The sequence below is a fragment of the Pandoraea sputorum genome, from assembly GCF_000814845.2.
Taxonomy (GTDB): Bacteria; Pseudomonadota; Gammaproteobacteria; order Burkholderiales; family Burkholderiaceae; genus Pandoraea; species Pandoraea sputorum.
Genome location: NZ_CP010431.2, coordinates 35,120 through 52,220, shown reverse-complemented (window position 1 = coordinate 52,220; position 17,101 = coordinate 35,120). Strand labels below are relative to the sequence as shown.

Here is a 17,101-nt window from a genome sequence, read left to right as displayed (position 1 = left end):
ACGGGTGACGAACGGCGGAATTACGCCAGTGCGGTCACGGCGATTTCAACTTCCAGGCCAGCGCGCATGAGCGGCGACTGCACGCAGGCACGCGTCGGGGCGTGACCTTCGGGCACCCAGGCGTCCCACACGGCGTTGAATTCGGCAAAGTGCTTGGCGTCCGACAGCCAGATGTTCGCGGTCAGCAGACGCGACTTGTTCACGCCTGCTTCGGCGAGCAGCGAATCGATGCGCGTGAGGATTTCGGTAGTTTGCTGCGTGACGGACACGTTGGCGGTGTCGGGGACCTGACCGGCCAGATACACGACGCCGTTGGCGATCACGATCTGGCTCATGCGAGCGTTGGTGTGCAGACGCTTGATTTCGTTCGACATAGGGGGGCACCGTAAAGAAAAAGGCGGGCCGGGAGTCGGCCCGGGTGCCGCTATCTTATACGACGCTTGCGGACTTCCCGCGTTGGGACGTCCATCTTCTCAGCGTTGCGTCACTGCCGGATCAGCGCCATCGCGCAATCGAGCACCGTGCGCTTGAGATCGGCCATGCCTTCCGGGGGCAGGAACGGCCCCATCATGTGACGGTAGGAAACGGTCTTGCTGATGGCGGACGTGAGCATGAAGAACATCACGTCGGCGTCGGAGACTGGACGGTTCTGCGCTTTGAGCCAGTCGGCAACGAGTGGCACCATCGCGTCGCGATATGGGCGCACGAGCCGCTGCGTGAGAATGTCGAGCCGCTCGCCTTCTTCGGTCGCGGCCGTCGAAAAGAACATGCCGACGTCCGGGTTATCGAACACCGCTTCTACGAAGACGCGCACGGCCTTTTCGATGCGCTCGGACGCGTCGCCCGGTGCGTCGCGCAGGGCATGGGTCTCTTCGACCATCGCATGCGTAAGTCCTGCAATCTGATCGACTACAGCGACCCAAAGCGCTTCTTTTGATCCGAAATGATGCGAAATCAACGCAGCGTCGACCCCGGATGCTTCGGCAATTTGCCGCACGCTGCTCGCATAGAACCCTCGCTGCGCGAAGATGCGACGGGCGTTGAGGAGCAACGCGTCGGCACCGTGCGTGCAGTCGCACGTAGGACGCCCACGCGTGCGTTTGCGGGGCGGTTCGGCTTGCGAGAGAGCTTTATCAGGAGTCATTGAGCGATGGGTGGGTCGGATTTCGCGACAGCAATACGCCAAGTCTACCCGACCCGAACGTACCTGCCTCCCCAGACACGTCCTATTTGACATGCCGGGTACACGCTCGCTATTATGCGCTTATTCATCACTTGTTGAATTGGACATTTCCCCCCAAATGTCTCGCGCAAACCGAATCGTGATTGTCGGTGGCGGTATCGCCGGCTTGATGCTGGCAACTCGTCTGGGCAGAACGCTCGGCCGTGCCGGTGCTGCGCGCGTGACACTCGTCGACAGTCATCCCACCCATCTCTGGAAGCCGATGCTGCACACCGTTGCGGCAGGGACGTGCGACGTCGCGCACAGCCAGGTGGCGTATCTCTCGCACGCGTGCAGCAACGGTTTCACGTATCAGGCGGGACGCATGAGCGGTCTGGACCGCGAGCGCCGGGAGATTGTGTTGGAGGAAATGGAAGGTCACGACGGGAAGCGTTTGCTCAGCGAGCGTCGTGTGCCTTACGACGCGCTGGTGCTCGCGCTGGGCTCGCAAGCCGACGACGCCTCGCTACCCGGTGTGCGTGACGTTTGCCACTTCATCGACAGCCAGCCGCAGGCGACTGCATTCAACGCGGCATTGCATTGCGAATCGCTGCGCAGCGCCGTGAACGACGATGCATTGCGCATCGTGATCGCCGGTGGCGGCACCACAGGCGTTGCGCTGGCGGCAGAACTGAGTCGCACGTTCGCGATGGCGGCCGGTTACGGCGATCCGCAGATTTGCGAGCGGCTGAAGCTCACCCTGATCGAGCGCGGGCCGCGTTTGCTCGGCGCGTTTCCGCCCGACGTCTCCGCGTCGACACAGGATCAACTCGAACAACTCGGCTTTCGTGTGCTGACGGATACGCGCGTCGTTTGCGCCGACCGCGACGGCTTTTACCGCGACGACGGCCAGCTCATTCCAGGTGACTTGCTGGTGTGGGCGGCAGGCGTGAAAGCGCCGGATTGTCTGCGCGGCATTGGCGGACTGACGACCAATGCAGCGGATCAGGTCGTCGTGCGCGCCACGTTGCAGACGTCGCAGGACGAACGCATTTTCGCGCTAGGCGATTGCGCGTCGTTCACTTCGTCGGGCGTGGGGCAGGACGAGTACGCATTGCCGCCGACGGCACAGGTGGCAACGCAACAGGCGGCGCATCTGGGCCGTCATCTGGGCGCGTGGCTTGAAGGCCGCGCAATTCCGCCGTTCGCTTATCGCGACCCTGGCGCGTCGTTGTCGCTGTCTGGCTACAACGCGTTTGGCGCCCTCGGGCGATTCGGCTTTTTCAAAGGTGGCATCGTGCGCGGACGCTTTGCGCAGTGGAGCCACGCCATGTTGTACCGGCGTCATCAGCACGCGTTGCACGGGTTCGCCCGCGCGACGGTGTTGCTGGGCGCGGAAAAACTCGGCGGCCTTCGCGGGCCGCGCATCCGGCTGGCCTGAACATGCGAAGCGACCGAACCAATTGCCCGAACCGAAGCGGCAGCAGCCGCACCTCTGGGACCGCAGCGTCCTCGCCTTCGTCGGTGTCCGCGCCGACGGCCCGCACGTCCCCTACGTCGCGCGCATCGCGCTCGTCACGCGCATCGCGTGATCAGGGCGTGTGGCAGCACACCGTTGCCATGCTCGACGCGGAGCCGGTCGTCTGCCGACCGGTGATCCCGTACACGCGACGTGCGCCTATCGTGCGCGTGCTGGAGATTTCCAGCGAGCTGACGATCACGGTGTCGTGGAACGACGCCACCGGCGGCAACTACGGCGCGCAGATCTGGCGCATCCGCAAGGCGCACCATCCGGGCGTATGCGCGTTGACGAACGAGACCATCGATGTAGGCGATTTCGTTTATCGCCCGTTGTTCGGCGACATCCCGCCGCTCAACGCCGATGCGATGATCTCCGCCGAAGCAATCCGCATCATGCGCGAGGCTGAGAACCGCGAACTCGAACCGGCGCTGTAATCGCACGCCTCACCTTCCACCATTCATACCCGCGCGCTGAAAAGTAGTTCCCCCCTCCCCCTGTTTGATTTCAGCGTGTTACCGCCCCTTGAGGGCGGTTTTTTTTCGTCTCGAGACTTTGCGGCACGCCCGGACCGCGTTGCTCTCCATCGTAACCATCGCGTGCATCGCCCCCCGGCCCCGACACTCAATGTTGCATCGGTGCATTCCGAATCGCATAGGCGATCGATAAGGTCATCCAGATGCAAATCGGCTGGGTCTAAGTCGTACGTCAATGCGAATTCGTATTTCATTGGGTGTCCCGATCAAGAAGCTTCGCGCAATGTCGATTGCGCGCTTCATTCGATCGACTTCTTCTGAGTTGCATCCGTTACAACGGTTACATGCAACCACCCCAAACCCGCGCCCCTTTGGGTTTACGCTTCGTCCACAGCTCACGGCGATGCAGAATGTACGCCCCGGTGAGCCCTCATACGGAGATGAGCGTCAATGACCAAACCCCAAATCACCCTGTTTGCCGCCCTCGCGGCGACCGCCGCAATTAGCTGGATGGCGTTCAGTGCGCGCAGTTATGCCGCCGAGGCCGGCGCGCAAGTTCAGACGAATCCCCGGCAAGACGAGATCAAATCGCTCGTCGATAAGACCATCGCGCCGCTGATGGCGCGTCAGGACATTCCCGGCATGGCCGTCGGCATCGTTTTCGACGGCCAGTCCTATGTCTTCGATTACGGTGTTGCCGACAAGGCCACCAACAAGCCCGTCACCGACGACACCCTGTTCGAGATCGGCTCCGTCAGCAAGACGTTCACAGCCACGCTCGCCACCTACGCGCAAGCCGCTGGCGCACTCTCCCTAACCGACAAGGTCAGTCGTCGCGCCCCCGAATTCGCGGGCACACCGTTCGGCGACGTCAAACTGCTGAATCTCGGCACGCACACCACAGGTGGCATGCCGCAACAGGTGCCGGACAACGTCACCAACATCGACGAGATGACGCAGTACCTCAAAGCGTGGAAGCCCGCCAAGCCGACCGGCACCGCGCGCACGTACTCGAACATCAGCATCGGCGCGCTCGGCTGGATTACCGCTCGCGCCATGCACGGCGATTTCGCCACGCTCATGTCGGATCACGTCTTCAAGCCACTCGATCTGAAGCACACCTTCATCAAGGTGCCGGAAGATCAGCAGGCAAATTACGCGTGGGGATATAAGAACGGCAAACCGATTCGCGTCTCGCCCGGTGTGTTCGAGCAGGAAGCGTACGGCGTGAAGACGACCGCCTCCGACTTGTTGCGCTTCGTCAACGCCAACCTCGGCGAGGCAGTTCATGACCGGCGTCTGCGTCACGCGATCTACGCGACGCGCACCAGCTACTTCTTCGATGCGCCGATGACGCAAGACCTCGCGTGGGAACAGTATCCGTATCCCGTCACGGTCGAAACGCTGATCGAGGGCAACTCCACGCGGATGTCGATGGAATCGACCCCCGCGCGCGAACTCACGCCGCCGATGGCACCGGCGCCGGTATCGTGGGTCAACAAAACGGGATCGACGAGCGGGTTCGGCACATATGTGGCCTTCGTCCCGTCTAAGCAGATGGCGATCGTGCTACTCGCCAACAAGAATTACCCGATGGAAGAGCGGCTGCGCGCCGCGCATCGGATTCTGACGACGCTCGACGGCAGCCGTCCGGCACCGACAGCACCTGCGAAGTAGTCGCAAGCTAAGTTGGGTCGCGCGCCACCCCACTGCGCGCGACCCGTACATCACTTCCCAAATACCTTCTCAAACGCCGCAGCAAGATCATCGATCAGATCCTGCGGATCCTCCAGACCGATGTGCAGACGGACGATGAGCCCGGCATGCGACCAGTCTTCGCAAGTGCGTGTGCCGACCACGTTCGATACCGTCGCCAGACTCTCGAACCCGCCCCACGACGCACCGATGCCGAACAGCTTCAGCGAATCGACGAAGCGGTCCGCCTGCACGGGCGTCGCGTTGGCGAACTCGAACGACACCAGCCCGTTCGTGCCCAGACAATCCCGACGCCACAACGCGTGCCCCGGGTCCGTCGGCAGCGCCAGACAGAACACGCGCGCCACATCGGGCAACCCCTCCAGCCAATGCGCCACCTCCAGCGCATTGCGCTCATGCATCGCCAGACGCGCCGCCAGCGTGCGCGTGCCGCGCAACACCAGATAGGCATCGTCGGGACTCACGGCCACGCCTTGCGCGTCGGCCATCGTCGAGAGCGTCTGCCAGACTTCCTGCGTCGTGGTGACGGTGCCCATCATCACGTCGGAATGGCCGCTCAGGTACTTCGTCGCCGCCATCACCGAAATGTCCGCCCCGAGCATCAGCGGACGGCATTGCACGCCCGATCCCCAGGTGTTGTCCGCAACAAGCAATGCCCCATGTCGATGCGCCAGATCGGCCAGCGCCGGGATGTCGCACATCTCGTAGACGAGCGAGCCAGGGGCTTCCACGTAGATCATCTTCGTGCGCGCCGTCATATGCTCGGCGGCGTCGCTGCCATCCGCGCGGAAAAACGTGACGTGCACACCCCACGGCTTGAGGAACGTCTCGACGAAATGACGCAGCGGCTGATACACGCAATCCGCAATCAACACGTGATCGCCAGGACGCACGTAAGCGAGAAACACCATCGTGATCGCCGCCAGCCCCGTCGGGAACAGTCGCGCACGATATCCGCCTTCCAGCCCGGCGACGACATCTTCGAGCGCGAAACCCGTCGGGTTGCCGCGTGCGCCGTACGTGAACATGCGCTCGGTGCCACGACGACGACGTGCATCGTTCATGTCATCCATCGATTCGAACAACACCGTGGACGCACGCACCACAGGCGGGTTAACCGCACGACCACCAATGACGGCAGTATCCGTACCGCCTTTGACGAGGCGCGTTGCAACGCGAACCGAGCGGCCATGATGCGGCGCATCGTGTTCGGCGAGAGGCGTGGATGCAGAAGGTGAAGAAGGCGGGGGGGATTGTCGGGACATGGTCTGGCGTAGAGAGAACGGTTCGGACGGTTCAGGTCAGGCAGCAGTGGCGCGCAGGACCGGGACGGTCACATGCGCGCCAATAGTCACAGCTTACTTCGCGACGGCGGCGTCACCAATACGGAATGCACCGCGCTCATGCTCGTCCAGTTGCGCGAGCAGGCCGGTTTCCCATGCCAGATACTGTCGCGCGGCCGCTTTGTTGCCATCGTGACGGTCATGCACGAAGAACAGATAGTCGATGCAATCGGCGTCCGGCGGCGAGTCCGGCGTCGCTTCGACAGGCAATCCGGCGGCCGCCCATGCCTTGAAACCTCCGGCAAGCAACGAGAACGTGCGCGCATCCTGCGCGTGCTCACGACGCCAATCCGCCGCGAACAACTCGGCCACACCGCGCTCGTCGGCGATCAGCACGACATCGCCCGACGCGGGCAGCTTCGGCAGACGCGGACGAATCGCCCATTGCGCGCCCGTCGCGTGCTCACGGCGGAAGCTCATGCTCGGACGCACGTCGACCACCGTCACGCTGCCTTCGGCCAGTGCCGTCTTCAGCGTCGCGGCATCGATCTCCGGTAGCGTCGTCTCAACACCCGGCGTCGGCACTGCCAGCGATGCGCCGCTGGCGAGACCGTCGCGCAACACGTAGGCATCGTGACCCAGCTGACGCAACCAGCTCGCGACGATGGGCGCACGCACGCCGTCGCTATCGAACAGCACCACGCGCGCGTGACGCACGCCCACGTATTGATCCGTCGCCTGAATCAATTGCCCGCCCGGCGTATGCTGCGCCCCCGGCAGCGTGCCAGCGGCGTACTCCTCGGGGGTACGCACGTCGCACAGGAACAGCGTGCGCGACGTATCGGTCGCCCATTGCGCAAACGTCGACGCGTCGACTTCCGGCACGGCGAAGCGTTCGGCGAGCGCACCGCTGGCCTCACGCATTTGCGTGACGCTGGCGGGCGACACGGCGTCGGGGTAACGACGCGTACTGCCATGCTCGAGCGGCAGGTCTTCCAGATACCAGCCCTGCGTGCCGTTCTCCAGCGCCATGACCGGATTGGGAATGCCGAGGTTGATGAGTGTCTGCGCACCGATGATGCTGCGCGTACGCCCCGCGCAATTCACGACGATGGGCGTGGTCGTGTCCGGCACCAGATCGCGAATGCGATAACCCAGTTCGCCGTTCGGGCAGCAGATGGACGAGGGGATCGTCATCTTCAGATATTCGTTGACGGGACGTCCGTCGAGAATCACTACGTTGTCGCCCCGCTCACGCATCGCCGCCAGCTCGCGCGCCGTCACACGCGGCGTGTGGTACGCCATCTCGACGAGTTCGCCAAACGTCTTCGACGGCACGTTGACCCCGGCGAACAGCGTAAAGCCCGCCGCTTGCCACGCTTGCGTGCCGCCCTCCAGCACGTACACATCCGAATAACCCAGCGCATCGAGTCGCTGCGCCGCCAGCACCGCCACGCTCTGGTCGGTATCGTAGACGACGATGCGCGCGTCGCGACGCGGCGCCAGACGCACGATGTCGAGTTCGAGACGGCTGTAGGGCAGCGTCACGCCGTAGAAGAGATGCGCCTCGCCGTACTGCCCGTGCTCGCGCACGTCGAACACGGCGATCTCGGTGCCGTCGTGCAGCCATTCCTTGAGCAGGGCAGGCGACACAAAATGAGGAGTGAACGAAGTCATAGCCGGTGTCGTAACGTTAGGTCGTTAATCAATTTCGCCTGCCGCATGTCAGCGCGCGTCTAAGCATGTCAATGCACGCCAAAACGTAGGCATGAGCAGGCCCGCACCGCCCGTGCCAATGGCATGGGCGGTGTGCTTCGGGTGACGCGAACGGAGTCGCGCCGTCGGTGAGTCTTGTCGCTTGCCGTCGGCGATAGGCGCGCCGACGGTCAGTGTTGCGTCAGGAAGTCAGGGAATCAGCGGCGCGTCTTCACGCCGATGTCCATCACCTGGTAAGTGCCTTTGGCGAGATCGAACGTGATGCGCTCGGTCAGCGTCTCCAGCGCACGGCCGTACATGTGCAGATGGCGGATCGGCGCGTCGCCCTGAATCTCGACCGCGTGAATGTCGTCCGACGCCAGCGCAATGCCGTGGCCCGGGTCGACCACGACCGTGTCGCTCACTTCGAGCGTGCCGACGCCGGGCGTCTTGCCGTCGTCCGTACGGCGATAGACGTAGTTGTATTCCACGCCGTCGACCGCCGCGATGCACGCCCATGTCGTGTGGTTATGCGGCGTGATCTTCTTGCCCGGACGCATGACGTTCAGGTACAGGGCGTAGGTCTTGTCGGCATCTTCATGAATCAGATAGCGCGCTTGCAGCTCGCCATCGGTCGGCGGCGGGAAGTCGGCTTCGCTCCAGAGCGCGGTGCGCGCGGCAAGCGCCTTGACCTGTTCGAGCACCTCGGCCAGTGCGGGACGCGTCTCGCCCGCCGGGGCCAGCGCGGCCTTCATGGCAGCAATGGCGTCGCTCACAGCGGCCTGACGTTGTTCGGGAAGTTGAGTCGTGGACATGATGAGAGTCTTCTCCGTAGTGCTTTGTTATGTGAGGTGCGCGGGTGAGGCGCTTTCGTGTGTTCTGTGTGTTCGGTGTGTTCGGCTCACGCGAGTGCGGACGAAATCACGCAGGCACCGCATCGCGCGGCACGCTGATCATCGGCGACGGGCGCAGCACGTCTTGCAGGAATCGCTGCGCGCGCGCGTGCTTCGGCTGACTGAAGAACTCCGAGGGCGCTGCGTCTTCGAGCAACTGGCCCTGATCCATGAACCACACGCGGCTCGACACATCGCGCGCGAATCCCATTTCGTGCGTGACGATCATCATCGTGAGGCCTTCGTCCGCGAGCGAGCGCATGACTTGCAGCACTTCCTGGACCATCTCCGGGTCGAGGGCGCTCGTCGGTTCGTCGAACAGCATGAGCGGCGGCTTCATCGCCAGCGCCCGTGCAATGGCCACACGCTGTTGCTGGCCGCCCGAGAGGTTTGCGGGCATCGCGTCGATCTTGTGGGCGAGGCCCACTTTCGTGAGCAGCGCTTCGGCCTGCGCGACCGCTTCGTCGCGCGACATGCCGAGCACCTTCGTCGGCCCCAGAATCAGGTTCTGTCGCACCGACAGGTTCTGAAACAGGTTGAAACTCTGGAAGACGAAGCCAATGCGTGCGCGCAACTGATTGATCTTCATGTCGCGGGCATTGACGTCCTTGCCTTCGAAGAGAATGCGTCCCTTCTGAATGGCTTCGAGTCGTGTCACCGTGCGAATCAGCGTCGACTTGCCCGAGCCGGACGGGCCGCATACGACGACAACTTCGCCGCGTCCGATGGTGGCGTCGATGCCCTTGAGCACATGATGATCGCCGTAGAACTTGTCGACTTTTTCGAATGCGAGCATGGTCATGATCGCGCTCTCCTTCTTAAACCGTCTTGAACCCTGCGCTTACGCCAGCCCCGCGCGCTGGCGGGCGATACGTCGCTCCAGCCAGCCTGCGAATCGGGAAATGGCGAAACACAACACAAAATAGAACGCTGCGAGCACGAGGAACGTTTGCAGCGGCTTGGTGAGCGTGATCGTATTGACCTGCGCCGCCGAGTACGTCAGTTCCGGCACGCCGATCACGTAAGCGAGCGACGTCGCCTTGATGATCGATACGAACTGGTTGACGATGGACGGCAGCATGTTCGCGAGCGCCTGCGGCAGTTGCACGTAACGCATGCTTTGCAGCCACGACAGACCGTTCGAGCGCGCCGCTTCCATCTGCCCGCGCGGCAGCCCTTCGAGACCCGCGCGTACGATCTGCGACAGGAAGGCGCTTTCGTAGACGATGATCGCGCACACGGCGGTGGTGAACGCGGAGACCTCTGCGCCCACTAGCAACGGCACCGCGAAGTACGCCCAGAAGATGATCATCAGCAACGGAATGCCGCGCACGAAGCGTGTCCAGATACCGGCGAGGCGTCGCATCCAGCGCCACGGCGAGACCTGCGCCAGACCGATCAGCACCGAAATGGGAAACGAAATCACCAAACCCAGCGCCGACAGAATCAGCGTGATCGCCACACCGCCCAGCGGTCCGTTGGGCCAGCTGCCGACGAGGAACAGTGCGAGATAGTCATGAAGAATCTCGAACATCGTCAGACTCCCGAGGGCGCCGTGCGGCGCTTGGCGAAGTGCTCGGAGAGCGCCATGAGCGCGAGCGTGCCGATCAGATACAGAATCGTGGCCACCAGAAACACGTCGAAGGTACGGAACGTCAGGTTGTCGATCTGACGCGTGCGATACAACAACTCATGCACGCCGATCGCCATGGCGAGCGAGCTGTTCTTGAACAGCAGCAACGACTGGTTGAGCAACGCAGGCAGCGCCACGCGAATGCCTTGCGGCAGGATCACGTAGCGAAACGACTGCAAGTACGTGAGACCGATGGACCATGCGGCTTCCTGCTGCGTATGCGGAATCGCACGCAGGCCCGAGCGCAGGTCTTCCGAGATGAACGCACCGGCGTTGAGCGCCAGCGCGACCGTCGCAAAGAAGAACTCGGTGTTGCCCGCGTTGATCCAGTCGCGCAGACCTTCCGGCAGCAATTGCGGTACGCCGAAATACCAGACGAGAATCTGCACCAGCACCGGCACGTTGCGGTGATATTCCACCACCACGATCACGAAGCCCTTGAAGAGCTTCACCGGCAGGGCGCGCAGCGTGGTGAGCACAATACCCACTACGATGGCCAGCATTCCCGAGACCACGAACAGCTTGAGCGTGGTGAGTACGCCGTCGCGGAACAGCTTCAGGTAACCGTCTTCGAGCAGAAACGAGAGATCGAACATTGTGCGACGTCTCGTTCACTGCACCTTGATCGGCTCGACCTTGTAGTCGCGCGTGAACTTGTACACGGACTTGCTGCCGAGCCATTTCTCGAAGCTGTCCTGCAACCCGTTCGTCTTGTCGTAGTCGACCAGAATCTTGTTCACCGCTTCACGCAGCGCCGGCTCGCCCTTGTTCATCACCACGCCCCAGCGCTCTTCGAACACCGATTTGTTCAGCAGACGGTATTGCTGTCCCCCCTTGGCTGCGGCTTCATTGGCGAAGCGCGCGAGGATCAGTTGTCCGGCGACCAGTCCTTCGACCTTGCCTTGTTGCAGTGCGAGGAACGCCGACGAGATGTCGTGGAACGTCAGCAGATTCGAGTCGGGCAGACGCGTCACCGACACCGCCGCCGAGCTGGAGCCTTCCGAGGCGGCGATCTTCTTGCCCGAGAGCTGATCGAGCGTCTGCACCGGCGAGTCGGCGCGCACCAGCACGCGAATCGGAGCGACGAAGTACTGATCGCTGAAGTCGACCTGCGCGGCGCGCGCAGGCATCCACGCAACGGCGGCAGCGAGCACGTCGACGCGGCGCGTCTTGAGTTCGGGGATACGGGCGTCGGTCGACAGAGCGCGGTGTTCGAGCTTCACACCGAGGCCTTTCGCAAGCGCGGTGCACACGTCGACGTCGAAGCCCACGATCTTGCGCGTGGCGGCATCGGGGAACGCGTACGGTTCGCTGGCGTTTTGCGTGCCGCAAACGAGGGTGCCGCGCGCCTTGATGTCAGCCAACTGGTCGGCGTGTGCCAGGTTCGTGATGCCCGTCATGGCGAGTGTTGCGAACAGCGCGCCAGCAAGGTGTCGTTGCCACATGATCCTGAGTCTCCTTGGGTTTGACCGAAGGCACATCGATTCGACGGATTCATTGTCGTGTGCGCGAAAGCAAATGACGCGAATCGATTAGCGGGGACCGATCAATGCCGGCTTCCACCCCCGGTCACATAAATATTGCTTGAGTGTCAGGCAGGTTATCCACCAAAATTGCTCAGAACAATTTAATTTTTATCCGGGAAACATTAACGTTTCTGAAGTATTCGGGCGGACGACCATGCGAAATCTCGATATCGATCTGCTGCGGACTTTCGTCGCAATTGCGCAGCATGAGACGTTTGCGGCGGCCGCCACACGCGTGGGTCGCACGCAATCGGCCATCACGCAGCAGATGCAGCGGCTTGAGCAGGAAATGGGTTGCCCGCTGTTCGAAAAGCAGGGGCGGCAGAAGACGATGACGACCGACGGCGTGCGTCTCGTCGCGTATGCCAACAAGATTCTGGCGCTCAACGATCAGGCGGTGCAGGTCATGCAAACGCGCGGACCGGCGGAGAAACTGCGCATCGGCTCGCCGCACGATGTGGCGGAGTCGATTCTGCCGAGCATGCTGCGACGGCTGTCGAAACTCTCGGCGGAATTACAGTTGGAAATCATCGTCGGACGCAGCCCGCATCTGATGGACGCACTGCGCGACAACGAACTTGATCTCGCGATCTCGACGCGCTACGACGAAGGCTTTCCCGGCATCAAGTTGCGCACGTCACCGATGGTGTGGATCTGCGCCGACGACTTCATCTTCAACTCGTCGGCCCCCGTGCCGCTCGTGATGGCAGACGAGCTGAGTCTGTTCCGACGTCTGTCGATCGAGCGGCTGAATGCGGCGGGCATTGCGTGGCGCACGAGCTTCATCTCACCGACGCTCACCGGCATCAAGGCTGCGATCAGCGCGGGCCTTGGCGTGACGGCCCGCACCACCGAGTTGCTCGACGCCAACATGCGCGTGCTCTCGGAGGCCGACGGGCTGCCGCGTCTGCCCGACGTCGCGTTCTATCTCTACGTGCAGCCCACATGCACGAGTCAGGTGCTGCGCGAGTTGTTCGAGTCGACGGAACACATCGCGACGCGCTTCGGGCCGCCGTTTTTGATCGGCGAGTGATGCACAGGCGATGCGTGGCCGGCTACGCCCCGTCGGTCGGTCGGCCGGTCAATCGCCGTTAGCGTGTTTGAGCAGACTGTCGCGCATTTTCGCGACGGTCTTTTGCGTGCGGTCGAATTCCTCGGCATCGAGACCGGTCGCCGCAATCAGATCGCGCTGCGCCCCCTTCTTGCGCAGTTGCTTCCCTTCTTCGGTCAGGCTGACGATGACCTGCCGCTCGTCGGCGGGATCGCGCTGACGACGCAGATAGCCGAGTTCCTCGAGCTTCTTCAGGATGGGCGTGAGCGTATTCGACTCCAGGAACAGCTTCTCGCCCAGACGTTTGACGGAAACATTGTCTTCCTCCCAGAGCGCCACGATCGCAATCCATTGGGTGTAGGTCACACCCAGCTCTTCAAGAATGGACTTGTAGGCACGCCCATAGGCCAGATTGGCCGAGTACACCGCGAAACACATGAAGTCGCTAAGGTGTGGCAGCGAGGTTTCGGTGGGCTTCGATTTGCTCATGATGTTCAGTTCTCGTCGGTTCGTTCGATTTCGTCACAATATACATCGCATCCGATTTAATCGGAAGATGTTGACTTTTGATTTCGCCTGTCGCATTATTCATCGCATCCGATTCAATCGGACACGACTCAAAGACAATTCACAGGCAATCTCAACCCAAATCGAAAGGAAAACATCATGGCTAGCAAGATCCTCTACACCGGCAAGACCCATACCACCGGCGGTCGCGACGGTTCGGCCCGCAGCGCCGACGGCAAGCTCGACGTCCAGCTGTCCTCGCCCGGTTCGAGCGGTCCCGGCACGAACCCCGAGCAACTTTTCGCCGCTGGCTGGTCCGCCTGCTTCATCGGCGCGATGGGACTCGCCGCTGGCAAGCTGAAGATTCAACTGCCGGTCGGCACAGCCGTCGACGCAGAAGTCGATCTCGCCAATGAAGATGGCGCTTACTTCCTGAAGGCGCGCCTGAACGTCAGCCTGCCGGGACTTGAGCGCGACGTCGCCCTGTCGCTCATCGACGCCGCCCACCAGACCTGCCCGTATTCGAAGGCCACGCGCAACAACATCGACGTCGAGCTCAATCTCGTCTGACGCCTCTTTCCCCCCGAGACACAGAAAATGCATTCAGCAAAACTCCCCCGTCGCGCCGGCCCTGCGCGTTCGATGCATTCCATACGCATGCTGGCGGTAACGGCCGCGCTCGCTTCCATCGGTCTGTCCATACCCGCATGGGCCAATGCGGCGCAACCGATTCAAGCGACGCAGGCAACGCCGTCGGCAAGTGCTTCGACACAAGCGGTAGACACGTCCATCCGTCCGTTCCAGTTCCATGCTTCGGAGCAGTCGTTGAAGGACCTGCGTCAGCGCATCGCCGCCACCAAATGGCCGAGCCGCGAACTGGTGAACGACGGCACGCAGGGCGTGCAGCTGGAGACGATGAAGAAGCTGGCGCAGTACTGGGCGAACGACTACGACTGGCGTCGCGTGGAGTCGAAGCTGAATGCGTTGCCGCAGTTCGTGACGAACATCGATGGCGTGGACATCCATTTCATCCACGTACGCTCAAAGAACAAGAACGCGTTACCCATCATCGTGACGCACGGCTGGCCCGGCTCGGTCGTCGAGCAGTTGAAGCTAATCGATCCGCTCACGAATCCGACGGCACACGGCGGCAGCGCCGACGACGCGTTCGACGTCGTGATTCCTTCGCTGCCGGGCTACGGCTTCTCGGGCAAGCCCAACGAACTGGGCTGGGATCCGGCGCACATTGCCCGTGCATGGGCGGAGTTGATGCGCAGGCTCGGGTACCCGCATTACGTTGCGCAGGGTGGCGACTGGGGCGATGCCGTGACCGAACAGATGGCCGTGCAAGCGCCGCCGGGACTCCTGGCGATTCACACGAACATGCCTGGCGCCGTGCCCGACGAGATCCAACGCTCGCTCGACGCCCACAAACCGCCACCGGCCAATTTGTCGGCGGATGAGAAGCGTGCCTACGAACAACTCGATTTCTTCTACTCGCACGGCCTCGCCTATGCGCAGGAGATGACGGCACGTCCGCAGACGTTGTACGGCATCGAGGATTCGCCGATCGGTCTGGCAGCGTGGATGCTGGACCACGATGCGCGCAGCTACGAACTCATTGCGCGCGTGTTCGACGGTAAGCAGGAAGGTCTGACGCGCGACGACGTGCTCGACAACATCACGCTGTACTGGCTCACGAATACGGCGGTATCGTCGGCACGGCTGTACTGGGAGAACAAATTGGCGTTCTTCGCGCCGAAGGGCATCAAGATCCCGGTTGCCGTCAGCGCCTTCCCGGACGAGTTGTATCAAGCGCCGGAGAGTTGGGCAAAAAAGGCGTTCCCCAACCTGATCTATTACAGCCGTCCGGCCAAGGGTGGACACTTCGCTGCGTGGGAACAACCGGACGCGCTGACTCACGATCTGCGTCTGGCGTTCAGGCAGGTGCGCTGAACGTGCGGCGTTGAGCGTTTTGAGTATTGCGAGAAGCAGGAAGTCAGTAGCGGGAGGCAAGAAGGGCGGAGAAGCTTCCGCCCTTCGTCCGTTCCGTCAGCGATCGCTCAACCCTTGGGCAGCGTGCCCGGACGCAGGTACGCAAGCGCATGCGCCACGTACTCGCCCTTGCCGAGTTCCACGCCGTGCTGACGCAGGATGCTGTAGGCCGTATTGGTGTGGAAGTAGAACTGCGCGAGCGCCCAGTCTCGCGCGTATTGCTCGCCGGTCATGTCGAACACCACGCCGTTGGGCAACTCCAGCGCGATATCGATATATTCACCCGCGTCAAGCGCATTGCCTGGCAGCGCTTCGAGAAACGTGATGGCGGTCGCAAGGTGCGCTTTGGCCTCGGCGAAGGTGCCGGGACGCTGCGCGCTGTTCCAGCCTTCGCGTTGGATCTCCTTCGTGGCTTCCGGAATGGCTTCGCCACGCAGGCGATGCACTGGCTCCATCGACAGGTAGCTCGCGAAGCGCGCCTGCGCGGCGAGCGGGTACATGTCCGGTGCGAGGCGCAGCGTCATCAACGCATCGGCGTCCTTACCGTTCGCTCTCTCGTAAGCGGCCGCCTTGTCGAGCCATGCGGACTGGCCGCGCAGCATGTGCAGGAATGTAGGGATGAGAAGTTCGGTCAGCGTCATGCGGTCCCTCCAGAGGACTTTTCTGAATATGCGCGGTAAACCTCACCGCCGGGGCAGCATATCGCGATCACGCATGTTTCGCAGTACAGGACACCGAAGCAACGGCTCAAACGTCGCACTATGTCGTGGCGATCAGCAGCTCCTCGGCGTTCGCCGGGGGATGCAGGCCGTCAGTGCGATTGACGAAGTAACGTGCCGTTAGCGCGGTGGCAGACACGTGTTGCGCGTCGGCAAAACCGTTCTCGCGAGCGAACGCCATCATGTCGTCCGGCGTGAAGAAGCTGATGAACGGCGTGCCGCTTGCGCGCGCTCCTTTCTCGGCCATCTCCAACCCGGGACGCACCTCCGGATCCGCCATTTCAAGCGGCAACAGAAACGTCATCGCCAGCGTCGATCCGTCGCCCGCGAACGACGCCACCTCACGCAGCGTCGCCCCGTTGGCTTCACGCGTCAGATACATGCTCACGCCCGTCGAGACGATCACGGCAGGCCGGCTCGCGTCGAAGCCATGCTGAATCAACGCGTCGCGCCACGAATCCCCTGCCTCGAAATCCACGGGGACGAAATGCAGCCAGTCCTGCACGCCGTAACCCAGTGCCACGAGACGGTCGTGTTTCCAGCGCTGCGGTCCCGGTTTGTCGACTTCGAAGATCGAGAGCGATCCGGCGAGTTCGGGATGACGTTGCGCAAAGCTGTCCAGCCCCGCGCCGAGAATGACGTACTGCCGCACACCGCGCTTCATTTCCGCGATGACGAGATCTTCGATGTACCGTGCCCGCGCGACGATGGACGCGCGAAACGGTCGTGTGAATGTCGGATGCATGTCGCCGCGCTCGCGCCAGTCGTCCGGGGGAGCGAGCAGGCGGCGTCCGACGTCGTCGACAAGCACATGCGGTTCGGCGTCGACGTCGAGATGCAGCGCCCGCCACAACGCGACGCGCGCGGCCGAGCTTTCAGGTGCAATGTCTTTTGGATCGATCATGGAATCGCCTCGAGAATCGGTG

19 protein-coding genes and 1 pseudogene are annotated in these 17,101 nt (G+C 62.5%); 7 read left to right on the top strand and 13 right to left on the bottom strand.

Annotated elements, in window-relative coordinates:
• Positions 1-20: 20 nt before the first annotated feature.
• The 3 genes and pseudogenes from NA29_RS00245 to NA29_RS26180 form a co-directional block, all read right to left on the bottom strand.
• Positions 21-374, bottom strand: coding sequence for a RidA family protein (locus tag NA29_RS00245; protein WP_039394400.1), 354 nt, complete (start codon positions 372-374; stop codon positions 21-23).
• A 110-nt stretch (positions 375-484) separates the two neighbouring features.
• Positions 485-880: a hypothetical protein gene (locus NA29_RS26185; protein ID WP_224786760.1), complete on the bottom strand. Its 396-nt coding sequence runs from the start codon at positions 878-880 to the stop codon at positions 485-487.
• 93 nt (positions 881-973) lie between these two features.
• Positions 974-1,144: pseudogene (locus NA29_RS26180) on the bottom strand (TetR/AcrR family transcriptional regulator); the annotation flags it as partial.
• 157 nt (positions 1,145-1,301) lie between these two features.
• Between NA29_RS26180 and NA29_RS00235 the strand changes: the two are divergent.
• The 4 genes from NA29_RS00235 (at position 1,302) to blaPNC (ending at position 4,834) form a co-directional block, all read left to right on the top strand.
• Positions 1,302-2,603 (top strand): NAD(P)/FAD-dependent oxidoreductase, encoded by a 1,302-nt coding sequence (locus tag NA29_RS00235; RefSeq protein ID WP_039394391.1) that lies wholly within the window; start codon positions 1,302-1,304, stop codon positions 2,601-2,603.
• Between the two features lie 22 nt (positions 2,604-2,625).
• Positions 2,626-2,754 (top strand): hypothetical protein, encoded by a 129-nt coding sequence (locus NA29_RS26175; protein ID WP_257125714.1) that lies wholly within the window; start codon positions 2,626-2,628, stop codon positions 2,752-2,754.
• A 7-nt stretch (positions 2,755-2,761) separates the two neighbouring features.
• Positions 2,762-3,118, top strand: a complete 357-nt coding sequence (locus NA29_RS00230) for a DUF3331 domain-containing protein (protein WP_157744750.1) — start codon at positions 2,762-2,764, stop codon at positions 3,116-3,118.
• Between the two features lie 489 nt (positions 3,119-3,607).
• A complete protein-coding gene (gene blaPNC, locus NA29_RS00225; protein ID WP_084103309.1) occupies positions 3,608-4,834 on the top strand; it encodes a PNC family class C beta-lactamase in 1,227 nt (408 codons plus the stop codon).
• A gap of 50 nt (positions 4,835-4,884) precedes the next feature.
• On the opposite strand, the gene metC is transcribed toward blaPNC, so the two are convergent.
• The 7 genes from metC to NA29_RS00190 form a co-directional block, all read right to left on the bottom strand.
• The gene (metC, locus tag NA29_RS00220) at positions 4,885-6,138 is read right to left on the bottom strand and encodes a cystathionine beta-lyase (protein ID WP_039394388.1); all 1,254 of its coding nucleotides are present in this window, start codon (positions 6,136-6,138) and stop codon (positions 4,885-4,887) included.
• Between the two features lie 93 nt (positions 6,139-6,231).
• Positions 6,232-7,833, bottom strand: a complete 1,602-nt coding sequence (locus NA29_RS00215) for a rhodanese-like domain-containing protein (protein ID WP_039394384.1) — start codon at positions 7,831-7,833, stop codon at positions 6,232-6,234.
• Between the two features lie 236 nt (positions 7,834-8,069).
• Positions 8,070-8,666 carry a cysteine dioxygenase family protein gene (locus tag NA29_RS00210; RefSeq protein ID WP_039394382.1) on the bottom strand — a complete coding sequence of 199 codons (597 nt, stop codon included), beginning with the start codon at positions 8,664-8,666 and terminating at the stop codon, positions 8,070-8,072.
• A 106-nt stretch (positions 8,667-8,772) separates the two neighbouring features.
• Positions 8,773-9,546 (bottom strand): amino acid ABC transporter ATP-binding protein, encoded by a 774-nt coding sequence (locus NA29_RS00205; RefSeq protein WP_039394378.1) that lies wholly within the window; start codon positions 9,544-9,546, stop codon positions 8,773-8,775.
• A gap of 39 nt (positions 9,547-9,585) precedes the next feature.
• Complete coding sequence (locus NA29_RS00200; protein WP_039394375.1) at positions 9,586-10,278, bottom strand: amino acid ABC transporter permease; 693 nt, start codon at positions 10,276-10,278, stop codon at positions 9,586-9,588.
• Between the two features lie 2 nt (positions 10,279-10,280).
• Positions 10,281-10,973 (bottom strand): amino acid ABC transporter permease, encoded by a 693-nt coding sequence (locus tag NA29_RS00195; protein WP_039394371.1) that lies wholly within the window; start codon positions 10,971-10,973, stop codon positions 10,281-10,283.
• A 15-nt stretch (positions 10,974-10,988) separates the two neighbouring features.
• Positions 10,989-11,822, bottom strand: coding sequence for a transporter substrate-binding domain-containing protein (locus NA29_RS00190; RefSeq protein ID WP_039394368.1), 834 nt, complete (start codon positions 11,820-11,822; stop codon positions 10,989-10,991).
• Between the two features lie 235 nt (positions 11,823-12,057).
• Between NA29_RS00190 and NA29_RS00185 the strand changes: the two genes are divergently transcribed.
• Positions 12,058-12,936 (top strand): LysR substrate-binding domain-containing protein, encoded by an 879-nt coding sequence (locus tag NA29_RS00185; protein ID WP_039394366.1) that lies wholly within the window; start codon positions 12,058-12,060, stop codon positions 12,934-12,936.
• Positions 12,937-12,984: 48 nt separating this feature from the next.
• Here NA29_RS00185 and NA29_RS00180 read toward each other — a convergent pair whose 3' ends face one another.
• The gene (locus NA29_RS00180; RefSeq protein WP_039394363.1) at positions 12,985-13,443 is read right to left on the bottom strand and encodes a MarR family winged helix-turn-helix transcriptional regulator; all 459 of its coding nucleotides are present in this window, start codon (positions 13,441-13,443) and stop codon (positions 12,985-12,987) included.
• Between the two features lie 177 nt (positions 13,444-13,620).
• Between NA29_RS00180 and NA29_RS00175 the strand changes: the two genes are divergently transcribed.
• Complete coding sequence (locus NA29_RS00175; RefSeq protein ID WP_039394360.1) at positions 13,621-14,031, top strand: organic hydroperoxide resistance protein; 411 nt, start codon at positions 13,621-13,623, stop codon at positions 14,029-14,031.
• Between the two features lie 72 nt (positions 14,032-14,103).
• Positions 14,104-15,417 carry an epoxide hydrolase family protein gene (locus tag NA29_RS00170; protein ID WP_095178402.1) on the top strand — a complete coding sequence of 438 codons (1,314 nt, stop codon included), beginning with the start codon at positions 14,104-14,106 and terminating at the stop codon, positions 15,415-15,417.
• A gap of 107 nt (positions 15,418-15,524) precedes the next feature.
• Here the strand turns inward: NA29_RS00170 and NA29_RS00165 are convergent, their stop codons facing one another.
• Positions 15,525-16,097 (bottom strand): DUF1993 domain-containing protein, encoded by a 573-nt coding sequence (locus tag NA29_RS00165; protein WP_052252404.1) that lies wholly within the window; start codon positions 16,095-16,097, stop codon positions 15,525-15,527.
• A 118-nt stretch (positions 16,098-16,215) separates the two neighbouring features.
• Complete coding sequence (locus NA29_RS00160) at positions 16,216-17,079, bottom strand: class I SAM-dependent methyltransferase (RefSeq protein WP_039394350.1); 864 nt, start codon at positions 17,077-17,079, stop codon at positions 16,216-16,218.
• Between the last annotated feature and the right edge of the window lie 22 nt (positions 17,080-17,101).